The sequence below is a fragment of the Paenibacillus sp. FSL R10-2734 genome (genome assembly GCF_037963865.1).
Taxonomy (GTDB): Bacteria; Bacillota; Bacilli; order Paenibacillales; family Paenibacillaceae; genus Paenibacillus_AQ.
In genome coordinates, this window is record NZ_CP150170.1 from 3,011,085 (window position 1) to 3,031,820 (window position 20,736).

Here is a 20,736-nt window from a genome sequence, read left to right on the forward strand (position 1 = left end):
AAATATAAGAAAGTATAAGTACTGCACCTATACTGTATAGCTTATATTTCTCGCTTAAACGCTGACCGTCCCTAAAAGGATACCGAAAGCGTTAATGCTTGAGTATAGAGAAAAGAAGGAGGAGCATGAATGCTCGAACAGATCGATATGTTTGCTGAAGTTTCTAATAACGGCGAGAATGGCCGTACTGGATACGATGCTGACGACATTCAAGTGCTCGAAGGTCTGGTTGCAGTACGCAAACGACCTGGCATGTATATCGGCAGTACAAGTTCTTCGGGACTACATCATCTAGTATGGGAAATTGTAGATAATGCTGTGGATGAGCATTTAGCCAAGTATTGTACGAAGATTGACTTAATACTTCGCAAAGATGGCTCAGTAACGGTGACAGACAACGGCCGGGGGATTCCTACTGGAATGCATAAGACAGGAGTGCCTACGCCGCAGGTTGTATTTACAATCCTGCATGCGGGCGGTAAATTCGGTGGATCTGGCTACAAGAAATCAGGCGGATTGCATGGCGTAGGCGCTTCAGTGACGAATGCTTTGTCTGAATGGCTCGAAGTAGAGATCTATCGAGAAGGCAAAATCCATCGTCAACGGTTTGAATATTGGGTGGACAAGAAGGGGAAAGAGCATGTTGGTGAACCTGTAACCGGCCTTGAAATTCTGGGGAACACCAACAAAACCGGTTCGAAAATAACTTTTAAACCGGACATTCGCGTCTTTCCAAATGGAATTGCCTTGAATTATGACACGCTAGCTGAACGTGTTCAGGAGATCGCTTTTTTGAACTCAGGTCTGCGAATTACACTGCATGATGAGCGAAGCAATCGTCAGGACGAGTTCTTTTACGAGGGTGGTGCAAGCCAGTTCGTAGAATTCCTGAATGAAGGCAAGGATGTTCTGCATGATGTCATTCATTTTAGCGCAGAAAAAGACGATATCGAGGTGGAAGTGGCTCTTCAGTACAATGGTGGCTATACGGAAACCTTGGCTTCCTTCGTTAACTCTATTCCTACTCGTAGCGGTGGTACTCATGAGACGGGCTTTAAGGCTGCATATACTCGTGTGTTAAATGACTATGCCCGCCGTACACAGTTGCTTAAAGAAAAGGATAAGAATTTAGAAGGAAATGATTTGCGCGAAGGTATGATGGCTGTCATCAGTGTCAAAATGTCCGAGGTTGAATTTGTTGGACAGACGAAGGATCAGCTCGGTAGTGCTTCTGCCCGTAGTGCAGTAGACTATATCGTATCTGAGAATATGGCTCGTTTCCTGGAAGAAAACCCACAGGTTGCACAAAGTCTTCTGAAAAAGTCGATTCAAGCCTCTAAGGCTCGTGAAGCGGCTCGCAAAGCCCGTGATGAGATCCGAACAGGTAAGAAACGTAGCGAGAGCTCGAATCTTGGCGGCAAGCTGTCACCTGCGCAGTCCAAGGACGTTACACGAACTGAGCTGTTCATCGTAGAAGGTGATTCGGCCGGTGGCTCAGCCAAGCAAGGCCGTGATTCTAAGATTCAGGCGATCTTGCCACTAAAAGGAAAACCGATGAATCCGGAAAAAGCCAAGCTGCTGGACATCCTTAAGAATGATGAATATAAAGCGATCATTTCCACGATTGGTGCAGGAATTGGTCCGGACTTTACCGTCGAAGACAGCAATTATTCCAAAATTATCATTATGACCGATGCGGATACAGATGGAGCGCATATTCAGGTGCTGCTGCTGACATTTTTCTATCGTTATATGAAGCCGTTAATAGATGCTGGAAAGGTCTTTATCGCTCAGCCTCCGCTTTATAAGCTGACCCGTAAGACGGGCAAGCTGGAGACCGTACGTTATGCATGGAGTGATGAAGAGCTGCAAAATTACTTAAAGGAATTCGGCAAAAACTTCGAGCTTCAGCGTTATAAAGGATTGGGTGAGATGAACCCCGATCAGCTGTGGGAAACGACGATGAATCCAGAGTCGCGTACGCTGCTTCAGGTACAGATTGAGGATGCAGCTAAGGCTGAGCGCCGTGTTTCTACACTAATGGGTGACAAAGTCGATCCTCGTAAACGCTGGATTGTTGAAAATGTCGATTTCACTGAAATTGTAGAGTAGTTGCAGTAAGCAGTGATGCAAGTGACGATAATCCCGATTTTCAAAAAGCTTGGTGGTTCTTGGAACGTAAGGGAATTTTGGAACTGTAGGAGCGATAGCGCCCGCCTTTGTCTCCGGATTTTATTCGCATTAGCGGTGTAATCAAAGAAATCTGGAGACAACAGCGGCCGGAAGTCCAAAAATCCCTGAAGTGTTCATGAGAATTACCACACTATTTTAAAACGGGCAGTTTGAGGAACAGAAGGTGAGCAAAGTGAGTAGTTTATCAGAACAATTTTTGCCGGCTTTTCTGGAAGAGGTCGTCGGTGACCGCTTTGGTCGGTATTCCAAATATATTATTCAGGACCGGGCAATTCCCGATGTCCGTGATGGACTTAAGCCTGTACAGCGCCGGATTCTTTATGCGATGTACGACTCTGGCAATACGCCTGACAAGCCATACCGCAAGTCAGCCAAAACCGTCGGGGATGTAATGGGTAATTACCATCCACACGGTGACTCCTCGATTTATGATGGTATGGTACGTATGGCGCAGCCATGGAAAATGGGGCATGTACTTGTTGACGGTCACGGCAACTGGGGCTCTATGGACGATGATCCAGCTGCGGCAATGCGTTATACGGAAGCACGGTTATCTCCGATTGCAATGGAGATGATGCGTGATATCGAGAAGCGGACAGTACTGTTTAAGGATAACTTTGACAATACAGCCAAAGAGCCCGTTGTGGTTCCTTCCCGGTATCCGAATTTGCTTGTAAATGGCACGAGTGGGATTTCTGCGGGTTTTGCTACTGAAATTCCGCCACATAACCTTCGTGAGGTTATTGACGCTTGTATTGCAGTGATGCAAAAGCCAAATATTGAGCTGGAAGAAATTATGACCTTTATCAAAGGTCCGGATTTCCCTACAGGCGGCACTATTATGGGTGGAGACGGCATCATGGATGCTTACCGCACAGGCAAAGGCCGTATTTACTTGCGCTCCAAGACTGAGATTGAGAACATGCGTGGCGGAAAGCAACAAATCGTGATTACTGAAGTTCCTTTCCAGATTGTAAAATCACGACTAGTTACCTCCATGGAGAACATTCGGCTAGAGAAGAAGATCGATGGTATTGCCGAAGTTCGTGATGAAAGTGGACGAGAAGGACTTCGAATCGTAGTTGAACTCAAAAAAGAAGCTGATGCCCAAGGTGTTTTGGCGTATCTGCTCAAAAAAACCGATCTCCAAATCACCTATAACTTCAATATGGTGGCTATCGTCAATAAAGCGCCGCAACAGCTTGGTCTTAAAGCCATCCTGGAGGCCTATATCGCGCATCAGCGTGAAGTAGTGACTCATCGCACCCAGTTTGATCTCGAGCGCGCAGAAGACCGCGCTCATGTCTTAGAGGGCTTGGTTAAAGCGCTGAATATTCTAGATGAGGTTATCGCTGCGATCAAAGCATCGAAGAACCGTCAGGATGCTCAGAACAATCTCGTGTGGATGTTCGGCTTCAGTGAACGTCAAGCAGATTCCATCCTTACCTTGCAATTGTATCGTCTGACTAATTTGGAGATTACCTCTCTCCAAAAAGAATTGGATGAAATGATGGCAAAGATTACACATCTGCGCGGCATATTGGAAAGTGACAAGAAGCTCGTAGCTGTAATCCGTAAGGAATTGCTGGAGATCCGCGACAAGTATGGGATCGATCGTCGTTCTTTGATCCAAGGTGAAGTAGAAGAGCTTAAAGTTAGCCTTGAAACGTTAGTCAACGCTGAGGATGTATTAGTTGCACTTTCAGCAGATGGTTATATTAAGCGCACTAGTATGCTTTCCTTCACCCGTTCTGGTGGTGAGCGTCAAACTTCAGGGGTTAAAGAAGGCGATCATATCGTCAAGCTGCTCGATGTGAATACCCGTGACAGTCTACTGGTATTTACGCGCAAGGGACAGTACTTCTTGCTTCCTGTGCACCAGATTCCGGAGTTTAAATGGAAAGAACCTGGTACGGCGATTGTTAACGTTATCGGATTGTCTAAAGGGGATGGAATCATTAGCGTGATTCCGGTCAATAATCTTGATGATCCGCAGCAAAGCCTTGTGTTTATCACCCGCAGAGGTCAGGTTAAACGTACAGAGCTCAAGGAATACTCTACAAGCCGTTCTGGAGCCGTAGCAGCCTGTAAGGTAGCTGAAGGTGACGAGATCATCACAGTGGCTACTAGTACGAATGACAAGGACATTGTACTCGTGACTCGTGAAGGAATAAGTATTAGATTCCGTGAGAATGAAGTTAATCCAATGGGCCGTGTTGCGTCTGGTGTAAGAGGAATCCAGCTGCGTGAGGGCGATGAGGTGATTTCTTGCTTCTGGGTCAGTGAAGACGAAGGTGAAATCCTCACCATTTCCGATATCGGATATGCGAAACGTTCATTACTAGTGGATTATCCATCTCAAAGCCGTGGGGGAAAAGGGATGCCAACTTTTGAATTTAAGGAAGGCAAGCGAGTACGACCAAATGGCAGCAGGTTGGCAGGGGCCTTCTATTGCAGAGAACCGCTAGAATTGAATGCAATTACACGGGAGAATGCTCATCACACGTTCTCTTCTGAATCAGCACCGCTTGGAGAGCGTCGTTCTACGGGCAAACAGATTGTTGCTGTAGAGAAAAAAGATGAGATTGCAAATCTATTCCCAGCAGTTAAATAAAGCAAGCTAATAACAACAGATTTATTATAAAGACGCTTAGGCAGCTCTTCTTGAGAAGGGACTAAGCGTCTTTTTTATTTTCATGCTTTTTGGTGCAAGAGATTTATTTTTTCTTCTTTTGCAGGAAATGGAATTTGTTTCGCGAAAATGTACTTATACCGGATAGAACCGCAAGGAAAGGAAGGAATAAGTGTGCACGCTTCTGAATTCAGTAAGATTTGGCATAAAATTTTGAAAGATTATAAATTACATATGGACAGTAATCTTGCCCCAACGTTAACGGATGCCCAACTCACTGTACTTGAATTGCTTCAGGAACGTGATGCCATGAAGCCTTCTGATCTGGCCCCACATCTGGCGACCAGTCCTGCAGCGGTTACTATGTTACTTGATCGGATGGAGAAACATGGGCTAATTGTTAGGGAGAGAGATGCTTCGGACCGCCGTATTGTATGGGTGAGTATAACAGAAACTGGAATTAAGGAAACTGCACGTGGTTTAAAGATCCGCAGCGATTTTTTTGCAGAAGCGCTTGATCCAATCTCCTCTCATAATCAACAGCTACTACTCTACTTAATGGGCAAAATGGTTGTTACAACTACACCAGAGGGTTCTACACCATGAATAATCGAAATGACACTTTATTGCAAAAAAAGAAGGCCATCCGTTAGCGGACGGCCTTCTTTTGTAATTCCTTAGACCACAAATCCCAAGGGTGAGTTTGCGGGGGCAGGGAAATAAGTTCTACCTCTTCTTTAGTGACTGGGTGGGGAAAACCTACAAGTGCTGACCATAGTGCAATTTGCTGTCCAGGTCTGTTCACTGAAGCCCCATACTTCTGATCACCGTATAAAGGGCAGCCAATGGAGCTAAGCTGTACTCGAATTTGGTGTGAACGACCGGTAAGTAAATCGATCTTGAGCAAGCTGTAGCCCTCTGCGCTGCCAAGCACCGTGTAATCCAGAATGGCCTCTTTACCACCGGAGGTTCCTTTTCGGACTACTGTCACGGTGTTACTCTTAGCGTCTTTAAGCAGTGTATCGGTAAGACGGCCGCGAGATGCTGGCGGTTTTCCGTGCACGACAGTTAAATACACCTTATGAAAGCTGTGAGTTCGGACACACTCGGACAGTCTTGATGCTGCTTTAGATGTCTTGGCAAAGATCATTGCACCACCGACTGGACGATCCAGGCGGTGGACAAGTCCCATATAAACGTTACCGGGCTTGTTAAACCGTTCCTTCACATCTTCTTTGAGTAGGTTCAGCAGATCAGGATCTCCAGTGGCATCCTCTTGAACAGGAATATTCACAGGCTTCACTATACCTAGTAGATGGTTATCTTCGTACAACACCTCAAAGCGCTGCGATGCTCCGCCCAGTGGCTCGTTGCTGCCAGATACAGGCTGTGTCATGGCTTACGCCTCCCAGCGTCCCAGAATACCGCACGGTAGGTTCATGCCGGAGGAAGTAATCGGAAGACCGATTTCGCCGGAGGTGAGTTTCCCACCATAACGTTTGCCCATGGTCATCGAAAGCATATTACGTAGTACGGTTGGAGAAATCCCAGTGGTGTATGAGTTGATTAGCATGAATAAAGGTTTATCGCTCATAATTTGCATACAGCTCTCTAGGAATGGATATAAGCTTGATTCCAGCTTCCACATTTCTCCACCAGGTCCTCTTCCATAGGAAGGCGGGTCCATAATAATCGCATCATACTTACTGCCACGGCGTTGTTCGCGTTGTACGAATTTGAATACGTCATCCGTGATGTAACGAACTGGACGTTCTCCCAGGCCAGACAGCTGCACATTTTCTTTCGCCCATTGCACCATGCCTTTGGCTGCATCCACGTGAACTACAGAAGCGCCAGCACTCGCTGCGGCTACAGTAGCTCCACCAGTGTAAGCAAATAGGTTCAGTACTGAGATCGGACGGTTAGCAGCTGCAATCTTGTCCATCATCCAGCTCCAGTTGGCCGCTTGTTCAGGGAATAACCCTGTATGCTTAAAATTCGTAGGACGCAGATGGAATTTTAATTTTCCGTAACTAATCTTCCAATCGTCCGGAATCGTTTTTTTCATTTCCCATTGTCCACCACCAGCCGAGGAACGGTGATAGTGACCATGTACATCACGCCATTTCGCTGTCTCGTTAGAAAGCGGCCAAATAATTTGTGGATCAGGACGGCGCAGGATGATGTCGCCCCAACGTTCAAGCTTCTCTCCACCGCCAGTGTCAATTACTTCATAGTCTTTCCAGTCGCTAGCTATATACATTTTTTAATCCATCCTTCAAAAATTCATTTAGCCTTTATTGTACATCATTTCACCTTATAGCTACAAACAAAATACGCACAGGTTAACACTCTACTTATTTTAACCAATGAAGATTATGTGTATAATATTTCCATGCTCGCAGCTATTATTCTGGCACTTTAAGCAACGATTGTGTATGATCAGATACCAGAGTCCTTACCATTTTTACGATCGGAGAACTTCAGCATATGTTCAATCTATCACCTCTATATTTCCCGATTACTGCGAATCCAGCTCAAACAAGTGAATTTCTACCTAGCCAAGCTTTGCAGCCGTACATACGCTGTTTTTGGGGCTCCGCTGCAAGAGGTCTCCATTCAGAAGCATTAGTAGCTGTTGAGGATACGACGACTTATTACGAACCACGGATGGAAACGATTATTCCGGATACATGTATGGATATTATTTGGAATTTGAATGAATCAACAGGGCTAACAACAACTGTTTTTTCCGGCATCAATGATGCTCCTTTTGAAGTTCCTTCAGACAGAGGAGGTATGATCTCAACCTTCGGTATTCGATTCCATTTCTGGGCTGTTCATTATTTTGCGGATGACCATCTCCGGGATGTCTTGAATGCATTTGTGGATGTAGACCAATACTTTGGTACTTTCAAGAGAGAGCTGGGACTCCTGCTAGAACAAGCCAATTCTATGAAGGAAAGGATTGCAGCTGCTGAGGCTTATCTGTTTCAGCGTCTAGAGCGTGGAGGACGGACTAACGATCGGATGATGAACGCAGTTTATACGATAATTAAACAAAAGGGTGTAGTAACAGCTGAGGATTTGGAAGCCAGCTCTACTCTAAGCAGACGGCAGCTAGAAAGACTGTTTCAAGAATATATAGGTTTATCGCCCAAAAAAAATGCAGATCTTGTACGATTTCAGAATGTATGGCGGGAAATGTATCATCTGCCTGCGCAGACGAAGAATATGCAGGATCTTATTTTTACGTATAGATTCAGTCATCAGCCACATTTTATAAATAGTTTCAAGAAATATGCTGGAAGAACGCCACTTGAAGCTTTAGTCTATGCTGGCAGATAAATGTCGTGATTTTGCAATACAAAGGTTGCTAGCCTTGTTAAACTCAAGTAAGAAATGAAAACTATGATGATGAGAATGGAAGGGGACAAATTATGATTTCGTCTTTTGAAGGCACTAACATTTACACTAAAGATACTGCGGCATTGGCAACATTTTATTCAGAGGTGCTAGGTATTCCTATCCCGTTCGAAGGTTATGGCAACTATGATGGCGCAAAGATTGGATTTGATCAGAAACAGCCGGGAATCATTATTTGGGATGCGACGAAATGGGAAAAGCTTACGACAGGCTTTGTTAATTTAGTATTCGGCTGCGATAATCTGGATGAGACATATGAGCAGTTAAAGGCTAAGGGTCTGGATTGTCAGCCACCGGTTATGATGGAATATGGCGGAAAAGAAATGAACTTCCGTGATCCAGACGGTAACCATATTACCCTGCTCGAAGGAGCATATTAATACAGATTTGAGTAAAAAAAAGGATCAAACGCAAACGTAACGGTGTGAATAGCCGGGAGTTTGCGTTTTTTTATTTATATTCATTTGACAATGATAATCATTATCAAATAGAATGAGGATGAAGCTCATATAATTTAAATTTTATGTTTAGTAATGGGAGGAACAGAAAGATGACTAAAGTGCTTGTGGCATATGCTAGTTTAACTGGCAACACTGAGGAAATGGCTGAATTGATTGTAGAAGGAATACGCCAAGCAGGCGGTGAAGCCGTGTTGAAATCGGTCACTGAATGTAATGCGGTTGAGATAAATTCATATGAAGGCGTTCTGCTGGGAGCATATACTTGGGGAGATGGAGAGCTACCAGATGAAGCTCTTGATTTCTATGAGGAGATGGATGAGCTTGATTTGACCGCTGTGAAGTCAGCAGTTTTTGGCAGTGGAGATACAGGATACGCCATTTATTGTGGAGCAGTGGATTTATTCGTGGAGAAGTTAAAGGAGCGTGGTGCCGTAATCATGCAGGATAGTCTAAAAATTGAATATGGACCGAACGCTGCTGAAAAAGAAGCTTGCCGTCAATTTGGTCGTCAATTTATTGAAACTTGTATGGCGGTAACATAGGATGGGCGGGCCAGCGGGAAGTTGGATGAAGAAGCCAAAGAATTTACATACGCCTCCTTATAAACGACTGCATGATTATCGGATGGAGCACATTATGCTTGGAGGGACTGAGAATTTATCCAGCGGAGCTCCAGCAACAGGACTTCCACGCTGGCGACAACAGGTTCAGTATGCAGTTGGGCATACACTGAATGACTTCTACAGTCTGTTGCCCGAAGTGCGAAGACAGACACCGATACAATTTTTGTTAGAACGTCGGTGGCCACCTAAAGGGGATGCTTTTCCTTCATTGCTGCAATATTGGGATATCAAGACGAGTATAGCAGATGAACTTATGCGGATCGTTTCGACCAATCATCTACAGGAGATTCCAGTAATGCTATATGAGCAATGGTATGTTCCCGTCCCGGAACTAAACCTGGAGCTTTCGATGATTACTCAACTAGCTTGGAATTCTTCGCTTAATGGTCGAAGTCTGAACATTCAGAAGTTTATGGTGAATGGCAATGAAGATACCATTGCGAGCTTTTTGCATATGACTAATGTCTTCTGTTATGCGGCTTTTGGTGAACCTGCGGAGACCGTGGAAATTTACTCCTTACTAGAGGGGCGTAAATACTCTTACAATGGAAATGCGATCCCCCATAAGGAGTCTTTGGATTATGTGCGTTTGCTATCTGTATTTCTGGAGCAGGAAATGCTCGCCAACGGCTCATTAAGCTGTAGTGACCGTAGAGGTGATAGAGCCGAAGCCAACGTTGGGGGCTTTGGACTCATGTGATTACTCTGAGAAAAAAAAGGCCTCCTGTTCTACAGGCGAGAACGCCCGATAGACAGGAGGCTTAATTTCTATGGATTAGCCGATATATCGGTAATAATCCTGTTTATTCTGAATGACAAAGCCACAGCTTTCGTATAGCTTAAGCGCATTGGGATTATCCAGAGCAACCTCCAGATTAATTCCATTATAGTTTTTACGTTCCCGTTCGATCGTTTGAAGAAGTGCACTTCGACCAATGCCAAGGCCCCGAAGCTTCTTACTTACGGTAAATCCATAAATCCAGGATTCATTATCTTCGGTCCATATCCGCATTTTACCAACAGGCTGTCCGTCCATTTCGATCATAATATGCTCTTGTAAGTCTTCCTGTTTCTGCAGGTCATAGAGCTCGGCGGCATCTTCTGTCTTCATGTCAAAGCCTCCGCAATCTAGCTCGACGAGAATAGGGGCTTCGTCTTCACGAGCAGGACGTAAGATCACAGTCCCTGTAGCTGAGCTTGCTTCAGAAGAAGTAACTGAATCTCCGTCCCATTTCATTTGGTATTCAGCGTGATTGAACTGAAGTGGTAGTGTTTGCAGGAATGCAGCTCCAGAAGATGAGGCAGCTGGAGAATTTAGAAGAAGGGTAGCAACATTACCCCTTTTGATAATAGTCTGTGCTCGGTTCCACAGAGTGGTGAAAATCCCCCGTCGACGGTATCCTGGTCGAACCATACCGCAGACTTCCATTTCGCTTCCGAATCCATACAAACCTAAAAATCCAACTAACAGTTCGTTTTCATATGTTACGAGCCATTCTGTATCACCTACATTTGAAGGCCCTCGAAGCATATCCCAATTCAATTTCAGTGAAATTCCATCAAATTGCTCGCAGCGTTCTTGTAATTCTTCTATATTTCTTAAAGTATCAGTAGTAGTCAAACCCGTTTCCTCCTAGAGTAGTTCGAATAGGTTAAGAAAGCTTCACGGAAACGGGAACGGAGATCAGTCTTCACCCGCCTGTGTTTCCGCTCAGCACGTCCTTATACTCCGGATGCTTCTCGAATTGATGAGCTGCATAGGAGCACACAGGAACAATTTTTAAATTTTCAGTTCGAGCCTTATCTACAACAGCCCGTACAAGTTCTTCACCGGTCCCTTGACCGCGCAGTTCTTCAGAGACACGAGTGTGGTCAATGACCATTTCCCCAATTTCTTTATCCAAACTGTATGTGATCTCGGCAAGGTCCTTACCGTCCTTCGCAACAAAAAAACGTCCTGTTCCACTTTGAATTTGCATCTTATGGCTTCACTCCTAAATGGTTATTGCCTATATTTTACTACCACGATTTGCAAAAAGCGAGAAGCCTGCCAGATAAGTTGTGCTTATTAGTGAACAATTCTTCCTTCCTAAGTAATGAATAATTAATGTTAAAATGGAGGATAATACAATTTAAGCCTGTTATAACCTGTAATTAATAAAGTACTTAATGGTTTCAAAGCCAGGTTAATGGGGTAATAGAGAGTGGTTAGGTTAGACGTACATATCTAATCGGTCTAGTATAAAATCCCTACTTAGGAGGAATCATCGTGAATACAACAGTACGTTTGACAGAAAGATCCGGCTCGACTTCTTCACAGCGCAGAAAAGGCTTTGTACCGGTCGTCGTGTACGGTGCGGGTTCAGATAGCCAGTCCTTTACAGCGGATGCTAAGACAATTACCGGGATTTTGGCTAATAACCCTCGGGCAGTTCTAACGCTGGAATTGCCAGACTCGGGTAAAAAGAATGTTGTCATCCAAGAAATTCAGCGCCAGCCAGTATCCAAACAACTGCTGCACATTGATTTTCAACAGATCGACATGAAAGCCAAATTGGACACGAAAGTAGCCTTCCACTTTACTGGCGAGCCCGTTGGTGTGAAGAGTGGTGGCGTACAACAAATTGATTTGCATGAACTGGATATTCGCACACTTCCAGATAAATTAACGGCATCTTTTGAGGTGGATATCAGTGGACTGGATATTGGAGATCAATTGCTGGTATCCGATTTGCCGAAGCATGAGGGCTGGGAAGTATTGACGCCTGAGGATACTTTGATTGTTCGGATTGCACCACCGGCAGCACAGGAACCGTCTGATGAGGATGTTGCTGCTGAACCAGATACAGCCGAAGCTTCTGGAGATGACAAAGCGGAATAAAATAGGAATTGCGTAGTAAATAGTTAACGATAGATGATGTATTAGAGCAGACAGTTTCCTTACCATTAGGAGCTGTCTGCTTTTTTGTGCTGAGCGCGGAAATCGTTCTCTAGACGGAGGTTCACTCTTTGCCTGTGTTGTAAAATCTTGGAGGGAAACTTTAATGCAATGATTTGTTGTAGTTGAAGGTTTAAGGGGGAGTGTTTTATTTACAACGTAACAGTGTTATGTTACGATGTTCTCAAGGAGTGATCACGTATGGATGATGATTTGATTTCGAAGAAGCAGCTGCTGGATTTAACCGGCATTTCATATGGGCAATTGTACCGCTGGAAGCGGAAGCAGTTAATTCCCGAGGATTGGTTTATCCGTAAATCTACCTTTACTGGTCAAGAGACTTTTTTTCCTAAAGAGAAAATCTTGTCGCGGATTGACAACATTGTGAATATGAAAGATGGACTTTCTTTGGATGAAATGGCTGATAAGCTATCGGATAAGGCATCCTTTGAGAAGGTGAGTGTAACTACTAAGGAAATTATAGAACGTAACATTGTTTCGACGACAACATTGAGGAAATTTGGAGAAAGTATCGACGATGAAAGTAAATATACTGTTGATCAGCTCGTTCATTTATTCGCTGTAGACCGCCTGCTTAGTGCTGGGGAGATGAGTATGGAGGAGGCAGAGCTTCTGTTTCGTACTTTAGAGGAGAAAGTTTCGCGGCTCGAGAGTGGAAGCTGGGAGTTGTTTTTTGTCCGGAAAATGGGAGTTTCCTCTTTCATTCTGGCACGAGCGCCTGCGGAGTTATGGTTTGATGAAGGGGTTAGATTGGTCAGTAAAATGGCATATGCAGATTTGATTGAACAATTGAAAGGTAAGCTTGCCTACAAGCTTGTTGAATAGGAGGAAGAGTAATGGACAAACATCAGCTACCTGATTTGATTATAAACGGGGTTAGTGGTGGAGCCGGAGGTACTTACAACAACGTAAATATGGATGGTGTAGGTAAAGTAGTCGGTCCGATTGTAGCGCGAATGTTTAAAGGAAATGGGCATATGAATTTGAATGATGATCTCACAGCAGAAGAAGTTGAATGCAACGGGGTCATCAAAGTGATGGGGAATTTGCGTTTTGGCACCCTAAAGGTGGATGGGGTTCTTAATGTAGGTAAGAGTTTTCGAGGTGAAAGCTGTACCCTTAACGGAATGGTGAGTGTAAAAGGCGATTGTGAGCTTGAGGATTTCGTAGGTGAAGGCAGCTTTGATGTTGGTGGTTTACTCAGTGCCGGTCATGTGGATTTCAAACTGCAGAGTCAGGGGAAGGCCAATGAAATCGGTGTGGAGAGCCTCGTGATACGACAAGTGAATAATGGGTTTTGGAGTAAAATGTTTAGTGGGATCATCCCTAAACTTCGACCGGAGCTCTGTGCTCGAACGATCGAGGGAGATTTTATAGATGTAGAATACACAACTGCGGATATCATCAGAGGAAATATTGTCATTATTGGACCAGGCTGTACACTCGGACGGGTAGAGTATCGCGAACAAATTACAGTGCATCCTGAGGCCAAGGTCGGAAAGGTGGAGAAGGTCGGTGAATGATAATCTGAAAATAATTGGAACAACGTCTTCAGCCGGTGGTTCTTTTAAAGATGTTAAGATCACTGGAGAATGCAAATTTGCCGGAGATGTGAAATGCGAGAAGATGAGTCTGACTGGAAATGCCAATATCGTTGGTAATCTGCATATGAAGCAAATGAAAATAACTGGCGAAATTGCGCTCGAAGGTAGTCTGGAAGGAGATTCCTTACGTGGACAGGGTGAAATAAAAGCAGCCTCTGTAAAAATCGATAAGCTTAATATCTACGGAAATCTGGATGTGAAGGGTGATTGTGAAGGTGAAAAGCTGCTAATTTCTGGTGCTCTCAGCGTAGCTGGATTACTTAGTGCTGAGCATTTGGAGATTAAGCTTTATGGCCCAAGCTCTGTGAAGGAGGTCGGGGGCAGTATCATAACCGTCAAGAAGAGTAAAGCTGGAAAGCTGCTGCATATGATGAAGCCGACTTCGAAAATCCTGTTTGAAGCGGGGCTAATCGAAGGCGATGCTATTGAGCTGATCAGTACAAAGGCGAGTATGGTAAGGGGAGAACGGGTAATCATTGGCCCGGACTGTGAAATAGAAACGGTGGAATTCCGAGATACCCTAGAAGTTCATAAGCATGCAACTGTGAAGCAAAAAGTGAAGATATAAAGACAGCTTTATAGATTTTTTTGATAATGAGGAGTGGAACATATGAGTGCTGTCAAATCACCCAATTTGGGCATTGTTATCGCAGGTCTCTTGCTAGGAATTCTGATGGCCTCTATGGACAGCACCATCGTTGCTACTGCAATGGGGAATATCGTTGGGGAACTTGGCGGAATGGACAAATTTGTCTGGGTCACATCAGCCTATCTCGTAGCCGAGATGGCGGGTATGCCCATTTTCGGCAAGCTGTCCGATATGTATGGTCGCAAGAAGTTTTTTATTTTTGGGATTATCGTATTTATGGCGGGTTCGGCGCTTTGCGGAACGGCTGACACAATTACGCAGTTAGCTGCGTACCGGGCTATTCAGGGAATTGGTGGTGGTGCGCTGGTGCCGATCGCTTTTGCCATCATGTTCGATGCAGTACCGCTGGAGACTAGGGGTAAGCTGGGCGGGGCATTCGGTGCTGTATTCGGCTTGTCGAGTATATTCGGTCCTTTGCTAGGTGCGTATATCACAGATCATATTGCTTGGCAGTGGATATTTTATATTAACTTGCCGCTGGGTCTGTTGGCTTTTGCAATGGTCGTATTCTTTTATAAAGAATCGCATGAGCATTCAAAACAGCCCATCGACTGGTTGGGTGCGGGTACGCTACTAGGTTCAGTCATCTGCTTAATGTTTGCGCTGGAGCTTGGCGGGAAGGAATATGCTTGGGATTCGTCCATGATTCTTGGTTTATTTGCGGCCTTTGTTATCCTTGCAGCTGTGTTTCTTTTTGTAGAGACAAGAGCGAAAGAACCGATTATTTCCTTTGCTTTGTTCAAAAAAAGATTATACGCGGTGAGCATTATCTGTGCTTTATTTAGCGGGGCAGCTTTTATTGTGGCTTCCGTGTATATTCCGATCTTTATTCAAGGGGTATTGGGCGGATCAGCTACAAATTCAGGACTTGTATTGCTGCCAATGATGGTCGGCTCAGTGGTTACAGCTACGATGGGCGGATTTCTAATGTCAAAAACCAGTTACCGCAGCCTGCTGATTCCTACATTCGCACTTTTGGTGATCGGTACTGGACTTGTAGCGACACTCACGCCAGATGCTTCGCGACTGCTTGTTACGTTGTATATGATTTTGATTGGATTAGGGATTGGCGCTTCATTCTCAGTGCTAAGTACGGCATCCATTCACGGATTGACCGCACAGCAACGTGGCTCAGCTAGCGCAACACTTAATTTCATTCGTGCACTGGGCATGACCATAGGCATTACTACCTTCGGTATCATTCAAAGTCACTATTTCTCAGGCAGTCTTACCAAGCTACTCTCGGCTAGTGATGGAGGAGCGGTTCCGGCGGGAGCTATGGATTTTAAAGACCCACATGCATTGCTCTCACCGGAGACTAGGGCGCTCATTCCACCTGAAATTCTGGGGAAGATTACTGAGGGGTTATCCTCTTCCATTGTAAACACTTTTGCTTGGGCGGTGATTCCTGCAGCTTTAGCATTATTAGCTTCATTCTTTATGGGACGTCAAAAGATGGATGCTTCCGCGGCGGGGGATGTTCAGGTGTCTGGGCACTAGGATTTTGTGGAAGGAACGGATTGCAGTATGGGTTAAGCGTGGATTGTCATGTGGATTAATCGTGGGTTGCAGTACGGACTACAGTATGGGTTACAGTGGTATTTGGTGTTAACAAACTAGGATTTAAAGTAATGCGGCAGCTTCCTATTGGGGGCTGCTCTTTTGTTGATATGGCCTTCCCGATTAGACAACGTTGATATTGTGGATGGAGGGTTGCGGACCGTATAGTCGCTATTCCCGTTTTTTTGGCCAATTTGCAGTAGTTTCGGACTGGATGGCTCTTATTGGCATCAAATTGCTCGTATTTGGCCTACATTAGAGAGAATAGCTGCAACTGAGTCCGATAGCACGAAAAAATGTGATAAATCTGCGAAATAGGTGCATCTGAGTCCGATGCAGCAATTGTCAGACGTGAAAGACCACTGTAGCAGACCGAGCGCAGATAGTAGTACATAGCCTATATAGTATCTCGCAGCATACATAGTAGTTTGTAGCACACAAACAGCAATGTTTTTGAACTCTGCATCAGCAGCCGCATTTCGGGAACTTCCGAGATACGGCTTTTTTATAAGCCGAAAGGCATATGTGTTCTCCATCACTAGGCCCATAGCGAAGACGTAGAAAACGGTCGATTGTGCTGCGAATTTGGTTCACAAGCATCTGACGGTTCTCCTGAGAGGTCGTTCTGCGCTCTATCTCGGTGGACGCTTAGGTTCTGATAATCTGAAAGCGTAATCAAAATCTGGGTATAGGAGATTCCGACATGGGGGTACCTTCTGGTGAATTACTTCCCAGCGTCGATCCGGTTCATCGATCCCGCTGGAAGATGAAGAACAAACATAAATTGTTCTTCATGGCTTTTCCATTTCTTGTGGTCACCTTTATTTTCTATTATCTGCCGATCAGCGGATGGATTTATGCCTTTTATGATTTCATTCCCGGTATACCGTTGTCAGACACGCCTTACGTCGGGTTGAAATGGTTCAAGACGATCGTATCCAATCCGACGCAGACCGCAGAGGTTCTGCGTGTGCTGAAGAACACGCTTGCCATGAGTTCACTCGGATTAATTACATCCATCTTTCCAGTGATCTTTGCCATTATGTTGACGGAGATTAAGTCAGGCTGGTATCGCAAGTTGGTGCAGACATTAACAACGATTCCGAACTTTATCAGCTGGATTCTGGTTTACGCATTGGCATTCTCGTTGTTCTCTGTAGATAACGGTGTCATCACTCACATTCTGGTGCAGCTTGGAATAGTGGATGAAGGATATAATTTCCTAGCTTCCAGCTCAAATATTTGGGTCACGATGATCGTTTGGTACTGGTGGAAATCGTTAGGCTGGGGTGCCATTCTCTATCTTGCTGCAATCGCAGGCATTGATCAGGAATTATACGAAGCCGTTGAAGTGGATGGTGCAAGTCGGTTCCGCAAAATCTGGCATATTACCATTCCTGGTTTGATCCCAACCTTTTTTGTCCTGCTGCTGCTCTCTATAGGTAATCTAGTCAATAACGGGATGGAGCAGTACTTTTCCTTTCAAAATGCGATGAATAAGGATTCCATTGAAGTGCTAGATCTTTATGTCTACAACATCGCTTTCGCGAACAACTTTCCTTTTGCCACGGCCGTCAGCATGTTGAAATCGGTTGTCAGTGTAATTCTACTATTCGCAGCGAACACGTTGTCTAAGATGGTGCGTGACGAATCTATCATTTAAGTCAGGGGTGATCCCATTTGAGAAAGAAAAAACTAACGGCTGGAGAACTTATCTTCCAGATTATGATCTATACGCTCTTTGGATTGTTCACCCTCTCATGCATCTACCCATTCTATTATTTGTTCATCAATACGATCAGCTCGAATGATCTTAGCGCAGCGGGGTATATCAAATTTTATCCAAGACAGATCCATTTTGATAACTATAGCAAGGTACTAAGAATTAGCGGTCTAGGACATGCGGCAACAGTCTCTGTGTATAGAACGGTTGTCGGGACGTTGCTTACTGTGGGGTCATCAGCTTTTCTAGGATACTTGTTCACCAAAAAGGAAATGTGGGGCCGAAGTATTTGGTACCGGAGTGTCGTGGTTACGATGTATTTTAGCGCAGGTCTGATTCCTTGGTATATTACAATGCACAATTTGCATCTGACCAATAATTATCTGGCTTATATTTTGCCAACAATTATTACACCCTTTAACATCATTCTGGTCAAAACCTTTGTGGAGGCTATCCCACCATCACTAGAAGAGTCAGCATCTATGGATGGTGCAGGTTACATGCGAGTGTTCTGGAGCATTATTGTACCGCTTACTACGCCAATTCTAGCTACGATTACGATTTTCTCCGCAGTGAATCAATGGAACTCATTCATTGATACGGCATTTCTGATGACAGATACGAAGTACTACACGCTCCAGTTCTTGTTATGGCGTTATTTGAACGAGTCCAGCTCGCTCGCAGCTTTAATTCGTAATTCACCTGATATGGCCGCTAGTGCAGCGAATATGCAGACTCCAACCTCGGTACGGATGACCGTGACGATGATTGTCGTATTACCTATCCTAATCGTATATCCGTTCTTCCAACGCTTCTTTGTCAAAGGAATTATGATCGGTGCGGTTAAGGGCTAATGAGTTACCGAATCGGTCACGAATAGAAGTTTTCCTCTGCTACGAGCAGAGTTGAACTATAAGTGAAGATACGAAAGGGAGGTTTAAAGCAATGAGACTAAGAAGAGCATCGCTTGTCATGCTATCCGTAATCCTGGTCTTTGTTCTGGCAGCCTGTGGCGGGGGGAATAATACGACGGCTAACTCGGGCAAAAACACGAGCACAGAGAAGCCCACGTCCACTGCCACGAATGCGCCGGCGGAAGAAACAGCAGCACCGGATGACAGAGCACTTGATCATTCCAAGCCGCTGAAGCTGACCGTGTTCTCTACAACAGCTAACTATGCGGGTCCACAAACCGGATGGTTTGCCAAAATCATCAAAGATAAGTTTAATATTGAGATGGATATTGTAGCTTCAAACCTGACAGGTGGAGATACCAAAATCTCTGCAATGATGGCTTCCGGAGATCTTGGGGATATCATTATTTTCGGCGATGACAAAAACCATTATCCAAATGCGATCAAAGGAAAGCTGCTCTTAGACTGGACACAAGACGGGCTTCTTGATAAATACGGAAAAGACATTGGGAGTACATTCCCAAAGGCGATTGAGAAAGCAAAGGTTGCTTTTGGCGGCGGATCATCAGTTTTTGGCATCGGGAACAATGTAGCTTCAAATCCGTCCGGACCTTCTGAAGGAAAAGACATGACTTGGGGGCCAGACCTGCGTTTTGATCTTTACCAACAAATCGGAGCACCTGAAATTTCAAAGATTGAAGATTATCTGCCTGTGCTGAAAAAAATGCAAGAGCTTGAGCCAAAGAATGAGCAAGGGAAGAAAACCTATGCCTTCTCGATGTGGTCTGACTGGGATGGCAACTATAAAATGACACTGGCTAAACAGTTCGCCAACATGATGGGCTATGACGAAATTCCTGACACTGCCGTGTATGTTAAAGCAGACGAAGAGAAGTATTATGACTTCTTATCCGATGATAGCTGGTACATGAAGTCGCTTAAACTGTATTTTGAAGCTAATCAAATGGGCTTGGTTGATCCGGATTCTATGACTCAAAAATTCGACGATGTTGTAGCGAAATTTAAAGATGGTCGTCTGTTGTTCTCCTGGTTCCCATGGCTTGGAGCTGCTAACTACAATACACCGGAAAGAACAGCAGAAGGTAAAGGGTTTGCATTAGTTCCGTTCAAGGATGAACTGATGTATTCCACTGGCTTCAATGTATACGGTGGTAACGGTATTATAGCAATCGGTGCAAAAGCTAAAGAACCTGCAAGAATTATGGAATTCATCAACTGGATGTACACTCCGGAAGGTGCAATGATCTCTGCAGGAAGCGGAACAGCGGTACCTAACGGACCTAAAGGTCTGACTTGGGATATGGATGCAAGCGGTAAACCTGTCGTGACTGACTTTGGCTGGAAGGCTTACGCCGATCAACAGAATACACAAGTGCCTGCAGAATATGGTGGTGGTGACTACTACTACGGTTCTAATCAAATGAACTTCTCTTTTGTAGTTCCGGCGATGGTGAATCCAGACAACAAAGAGCCATACGATCACAATCTATGGACGACAACCCTAGAGCGTAATCCGTCTAAGCTTGATAGTGATTGGAGAGCGAAGATGGGCGTTCTGACGCCTAAGGAGTATTTTGAGAAAAATAATTTATTGGCCGTCGCGCCACAAGGCTTCACTGGTAAAGAACCATTGATGATGGACAAAACGCTGGAGCAAAAGAACAAACAAATCGGTACGGTCATTCAACAAATTTCTTGGAAAATGGTATTTGCTAAAGATCAAGCCGAATATGACAAATTGAATAAAGAAATGCATGACAAGGTGAATGGTCTCGGCTATGCCGAAGTTATGGATTTCTCGATTAAAAAGGCAGAGGAACTGTTCGAGGCTCGTAAAAGTGTGAAATAAGTTTCGATTAGAAAAATATAAATAGGGTAGGGCGGCGCGGAAGCTGTTCTGCCCTATTCTATTCAATTAAGGATAAATGTGGTATTCTCTCATTAAAAATATAGAACGCTTACAAGAAGAGG

The 20,736-nt window shown here is 44.6% G+C and carries 19 protein-coding genes; 15 read left to right on the top strand and 4 right to left on the bottom strand.

The genetic code is table 11. The features are described from left to right. Positions 1-129: 129 nt before the first annotated feature. The 3 genes from parE to NSS67_RS13125 all read left to right on the top strand — a co-directional run bounded on the left by parE (position 130) and on the right by NSS67_RS13125 (position 5,431). Positions 130-2,112, top strand: coding sequence for a DNA topoisomerase IV subunit B (gene parE, locus NSS67_RS13115; protein WP_339319936.1), 1,983 nt, complete (start codon positions 130-132; stop codon positions 2,110-2,112). A 253-nt stretch (positions 2,113-2,365) separates the two neighbouring features. Then, positions 2,366-4,807 carry a DNA gyrase subunit A gene (gene gyrA / locus NSS67_RS13120; protein WP_339319937.1) on the top strand — a complete coding sequence of 814 codons (2,442 nt, stop codon included), beginning with the start codon at positions 2,366-2,368 and terminating at the stop codon, positions 4,805-4,807. 192 nt (positions 4,808-4,999) lie between these two features. Next, positions 5,000-5,431, top strand: coding sequence for a MarR family transcriptional regulator (locus NSS67_RS13125; protein WP_339319938.1), 432 nt, complete (start codon positions 5,000-5,002; stop codon positions 5,429-5,431). 43 nt (positions 5,432-5,474) lie between these two features. Here NSS67_RS13125 and NSS67_RS13130 read toward each other — a convergent pair whose 3' ends face one another. Beyond that, on the bottom strand, positions 5,475-6,221 hold the full coding sequence (locus tag NSS67_RS13130; protein ID WP_339319939.1) for an RluA family pseudouridine synthase: 747 nt from the start codon (positions 6,219-6,221) through the stop codon (positions 5,475-5,477). 3 nt (positions 6,222-6,224) lie between these two features. Next, on the bottom strand, positions 6,225-7,088 hold the full coding sequence (locus NSS67_RS13135) for a class I SAM-dependent methyltransferase (RefSeq protein WP_042190039.1): 864 nt from the start codon (positions 7,086-7,088) through the stop codon (positions 6,225-6,227). Positions 7,089-7,315: 227 nt separating this feature from the next. Between NSS67_RS13135 and NSS67_RS13140 the strand changes: the two genes are divergently transcribed. The 4 genes from NSS67_RS13140 (at position 7,316) to NSS67_RS13155 (ending at position 10,035) form a co-directional block, all read left to right on the top strand. After that, complete coding sequence (locus tag NSS67_RS13140) at positions 7,316-8,173, top strand: helix-turn-helix domain-containing protein (RefSeq protein ID WP_339319940.1); 858 nt, start codon at positions 7,316-7,318, stop codon at positions 8,171-8,173. 92 nt (positions 8,174-8,265) lie between these two features. Continuing rightward, a complete protein-coding gene (locus tag NSS67_RS13145; RefSeq protein WP_339319941.1) occupies positions 8,266-8,631 on the top strand; it encodes a VOC family protein in 366 nt (121 codons plus the stop codon). Positions 8,632-8,801: 170 nt separating this feature from the next. Beyond that, on the top strand, positions 8,802-9,254 hold the full coding sequence (locus NSS67_RS13150) for a flavodoxin (protein WP_339319942.1): 453 nt from the start codon (positions 8,802-8,804) through the stop codon (positions 9,252-9,254). A 25-nt stretch (positions 9,255-9,279) separates the two neighbouring features. Next, positions 9,280-10,035 (top strand): hypothetical protein, encoded by a 756-nt coding sequence (locus tag NSS67_RS13155; protein ID WP_339319943.1) that lies wholly within the window; start codon positions 9,280-9,282, stop codon positions 10,033-10,035. Between the two features lie 75 nt (positions 10,036-10,110). Here NSS67_RS13155 and NSS67_RS13160 read toward each other — a convergent pair whose 3' ends face one another. Both NSS67_RS13160 and NSS67_RS13165 read right to left on the bottom strand, forming a co-directional pair. Then, positions 10,111-10,956 carry a GNAT family N-acetyltransferase gene (locus NSS67_RS13160; protein ID WP_339319944.1) on the bottom strand — a complete coding sequence of 282 codons (846 nt, stop codon included), beginning with the start codon at positions 10,954-10,956 and terminating at the stop codon, positions 10,111-10,113. Positions 10,957-11,026: 70 nt separating this feature from the next. After that, a complete protein-coding gene (locus NSS67_RS13165; RefSeq protein WP_339319945.1) occupies positions 11,027-11,314 on the bottom strand; it encodes a GNAT family N-acetyltransferase in 288 nt (95 codons plus the stop codon). A 290-nt stretch (positions 11,315-11,604) separates the two neighbouring features. Here NSS67_RS13165 and NSS67_RS13170 point away from each other — a divergent pair, with 290 nt between their 5' ends. From NSS67_RS13170 to NSS67_RS13205, 8 genes are all read left to right on the top strand, one after another. Next, complete coding sequence (locus NSS67_RS13170; protein WP_339319946.1) at positions 11,605-12,216, top strand: 50S ribosomal protein L25; 612 nt, start codon at positions 11,605-11,607, stop codon at positions 12,214-12,216. Between the two features lie 258 nt (positions 12,217-12,474). Then, complete coding sequence (locus NSS67_RS13175; protein WP_339319947.1) at positions 12,475-13,119, top strand: YhbD family protein; 645 nt, start codon at positions 12,475-12,477, stop codon at positions 13,117-13,119. Positions 13,120-13,130: 11 nt separating this feature from the next. Then, entirely contained in the window at positions 13,131-13,817 is a 687-nt protein-coding gene (locus NSS67_RS13180; RefSeq protein ID WP_339319948.1) for a hypothetical protein, read from the top strand. Beyond that, positions 13,810-14,466: a hypothetical protein gene (locus tag NSS67_RS13185; RefSeq protein WP_339319949.1), complete on the top strand. Its 657-nt coding sequence runs from the start codon at positions 13,810-13,812 to the stop codon at positions 14,464-14,466. Before NSS67_RS13180 ends, NSS67_RS13185 begins: the two co-directional genes overlap by 8 nt. 42 nt (positions 14,467-14,508) lie before the next feature. Next, positions 14,509-16,047, top strand: coding sequence for an MDR family MFS transporter (locus tag NSS67_RS13190; protein ID WP_339319950.1), 1,539 nt, complete (start codon positions 14,509-14,511; stop codon positions 16,045-16,047). Positions 16,048-16,810: 763 nt separating this feature from the next. Beyond that, entirely contained in the window at positions 16,811-17,770 is a 960-nt protein-coding gene (locus NSS67_RS13195; protein WP_339319951.1) for an ABC transporter permease subunit, read from the top strand. Positions 17,771-17,787: 17 nt separating this feature from the next. Then, positions 17,788-18,684 (top strand): carbohydrate ABC transporter permease, encoded by an 897-nt coding sequence (locus NSS67_RS13200; protein ID WP_339319952.1) that lies wholly within the window; start codon positions 17,788-17,790, stop codon positions 18,682-18,684. A gap of 91 nt (positions 18,685-18,775) precedes the next feature. Then, the gene (locus tag NSS67_RS13205; RefSeq protein WP_339319953.1) at positions 18,776-20,614 is read left to right on the top strand and encodes an ABC transporter substrate-binding protein; all 1,839 of its coding nucleotides are present in this window, start codon (positions 18,776-18,778) and stop codon (positions 20,612-20,614) included. Positions 20,615-20,736 lie beyond the last annotated feature (122 nt).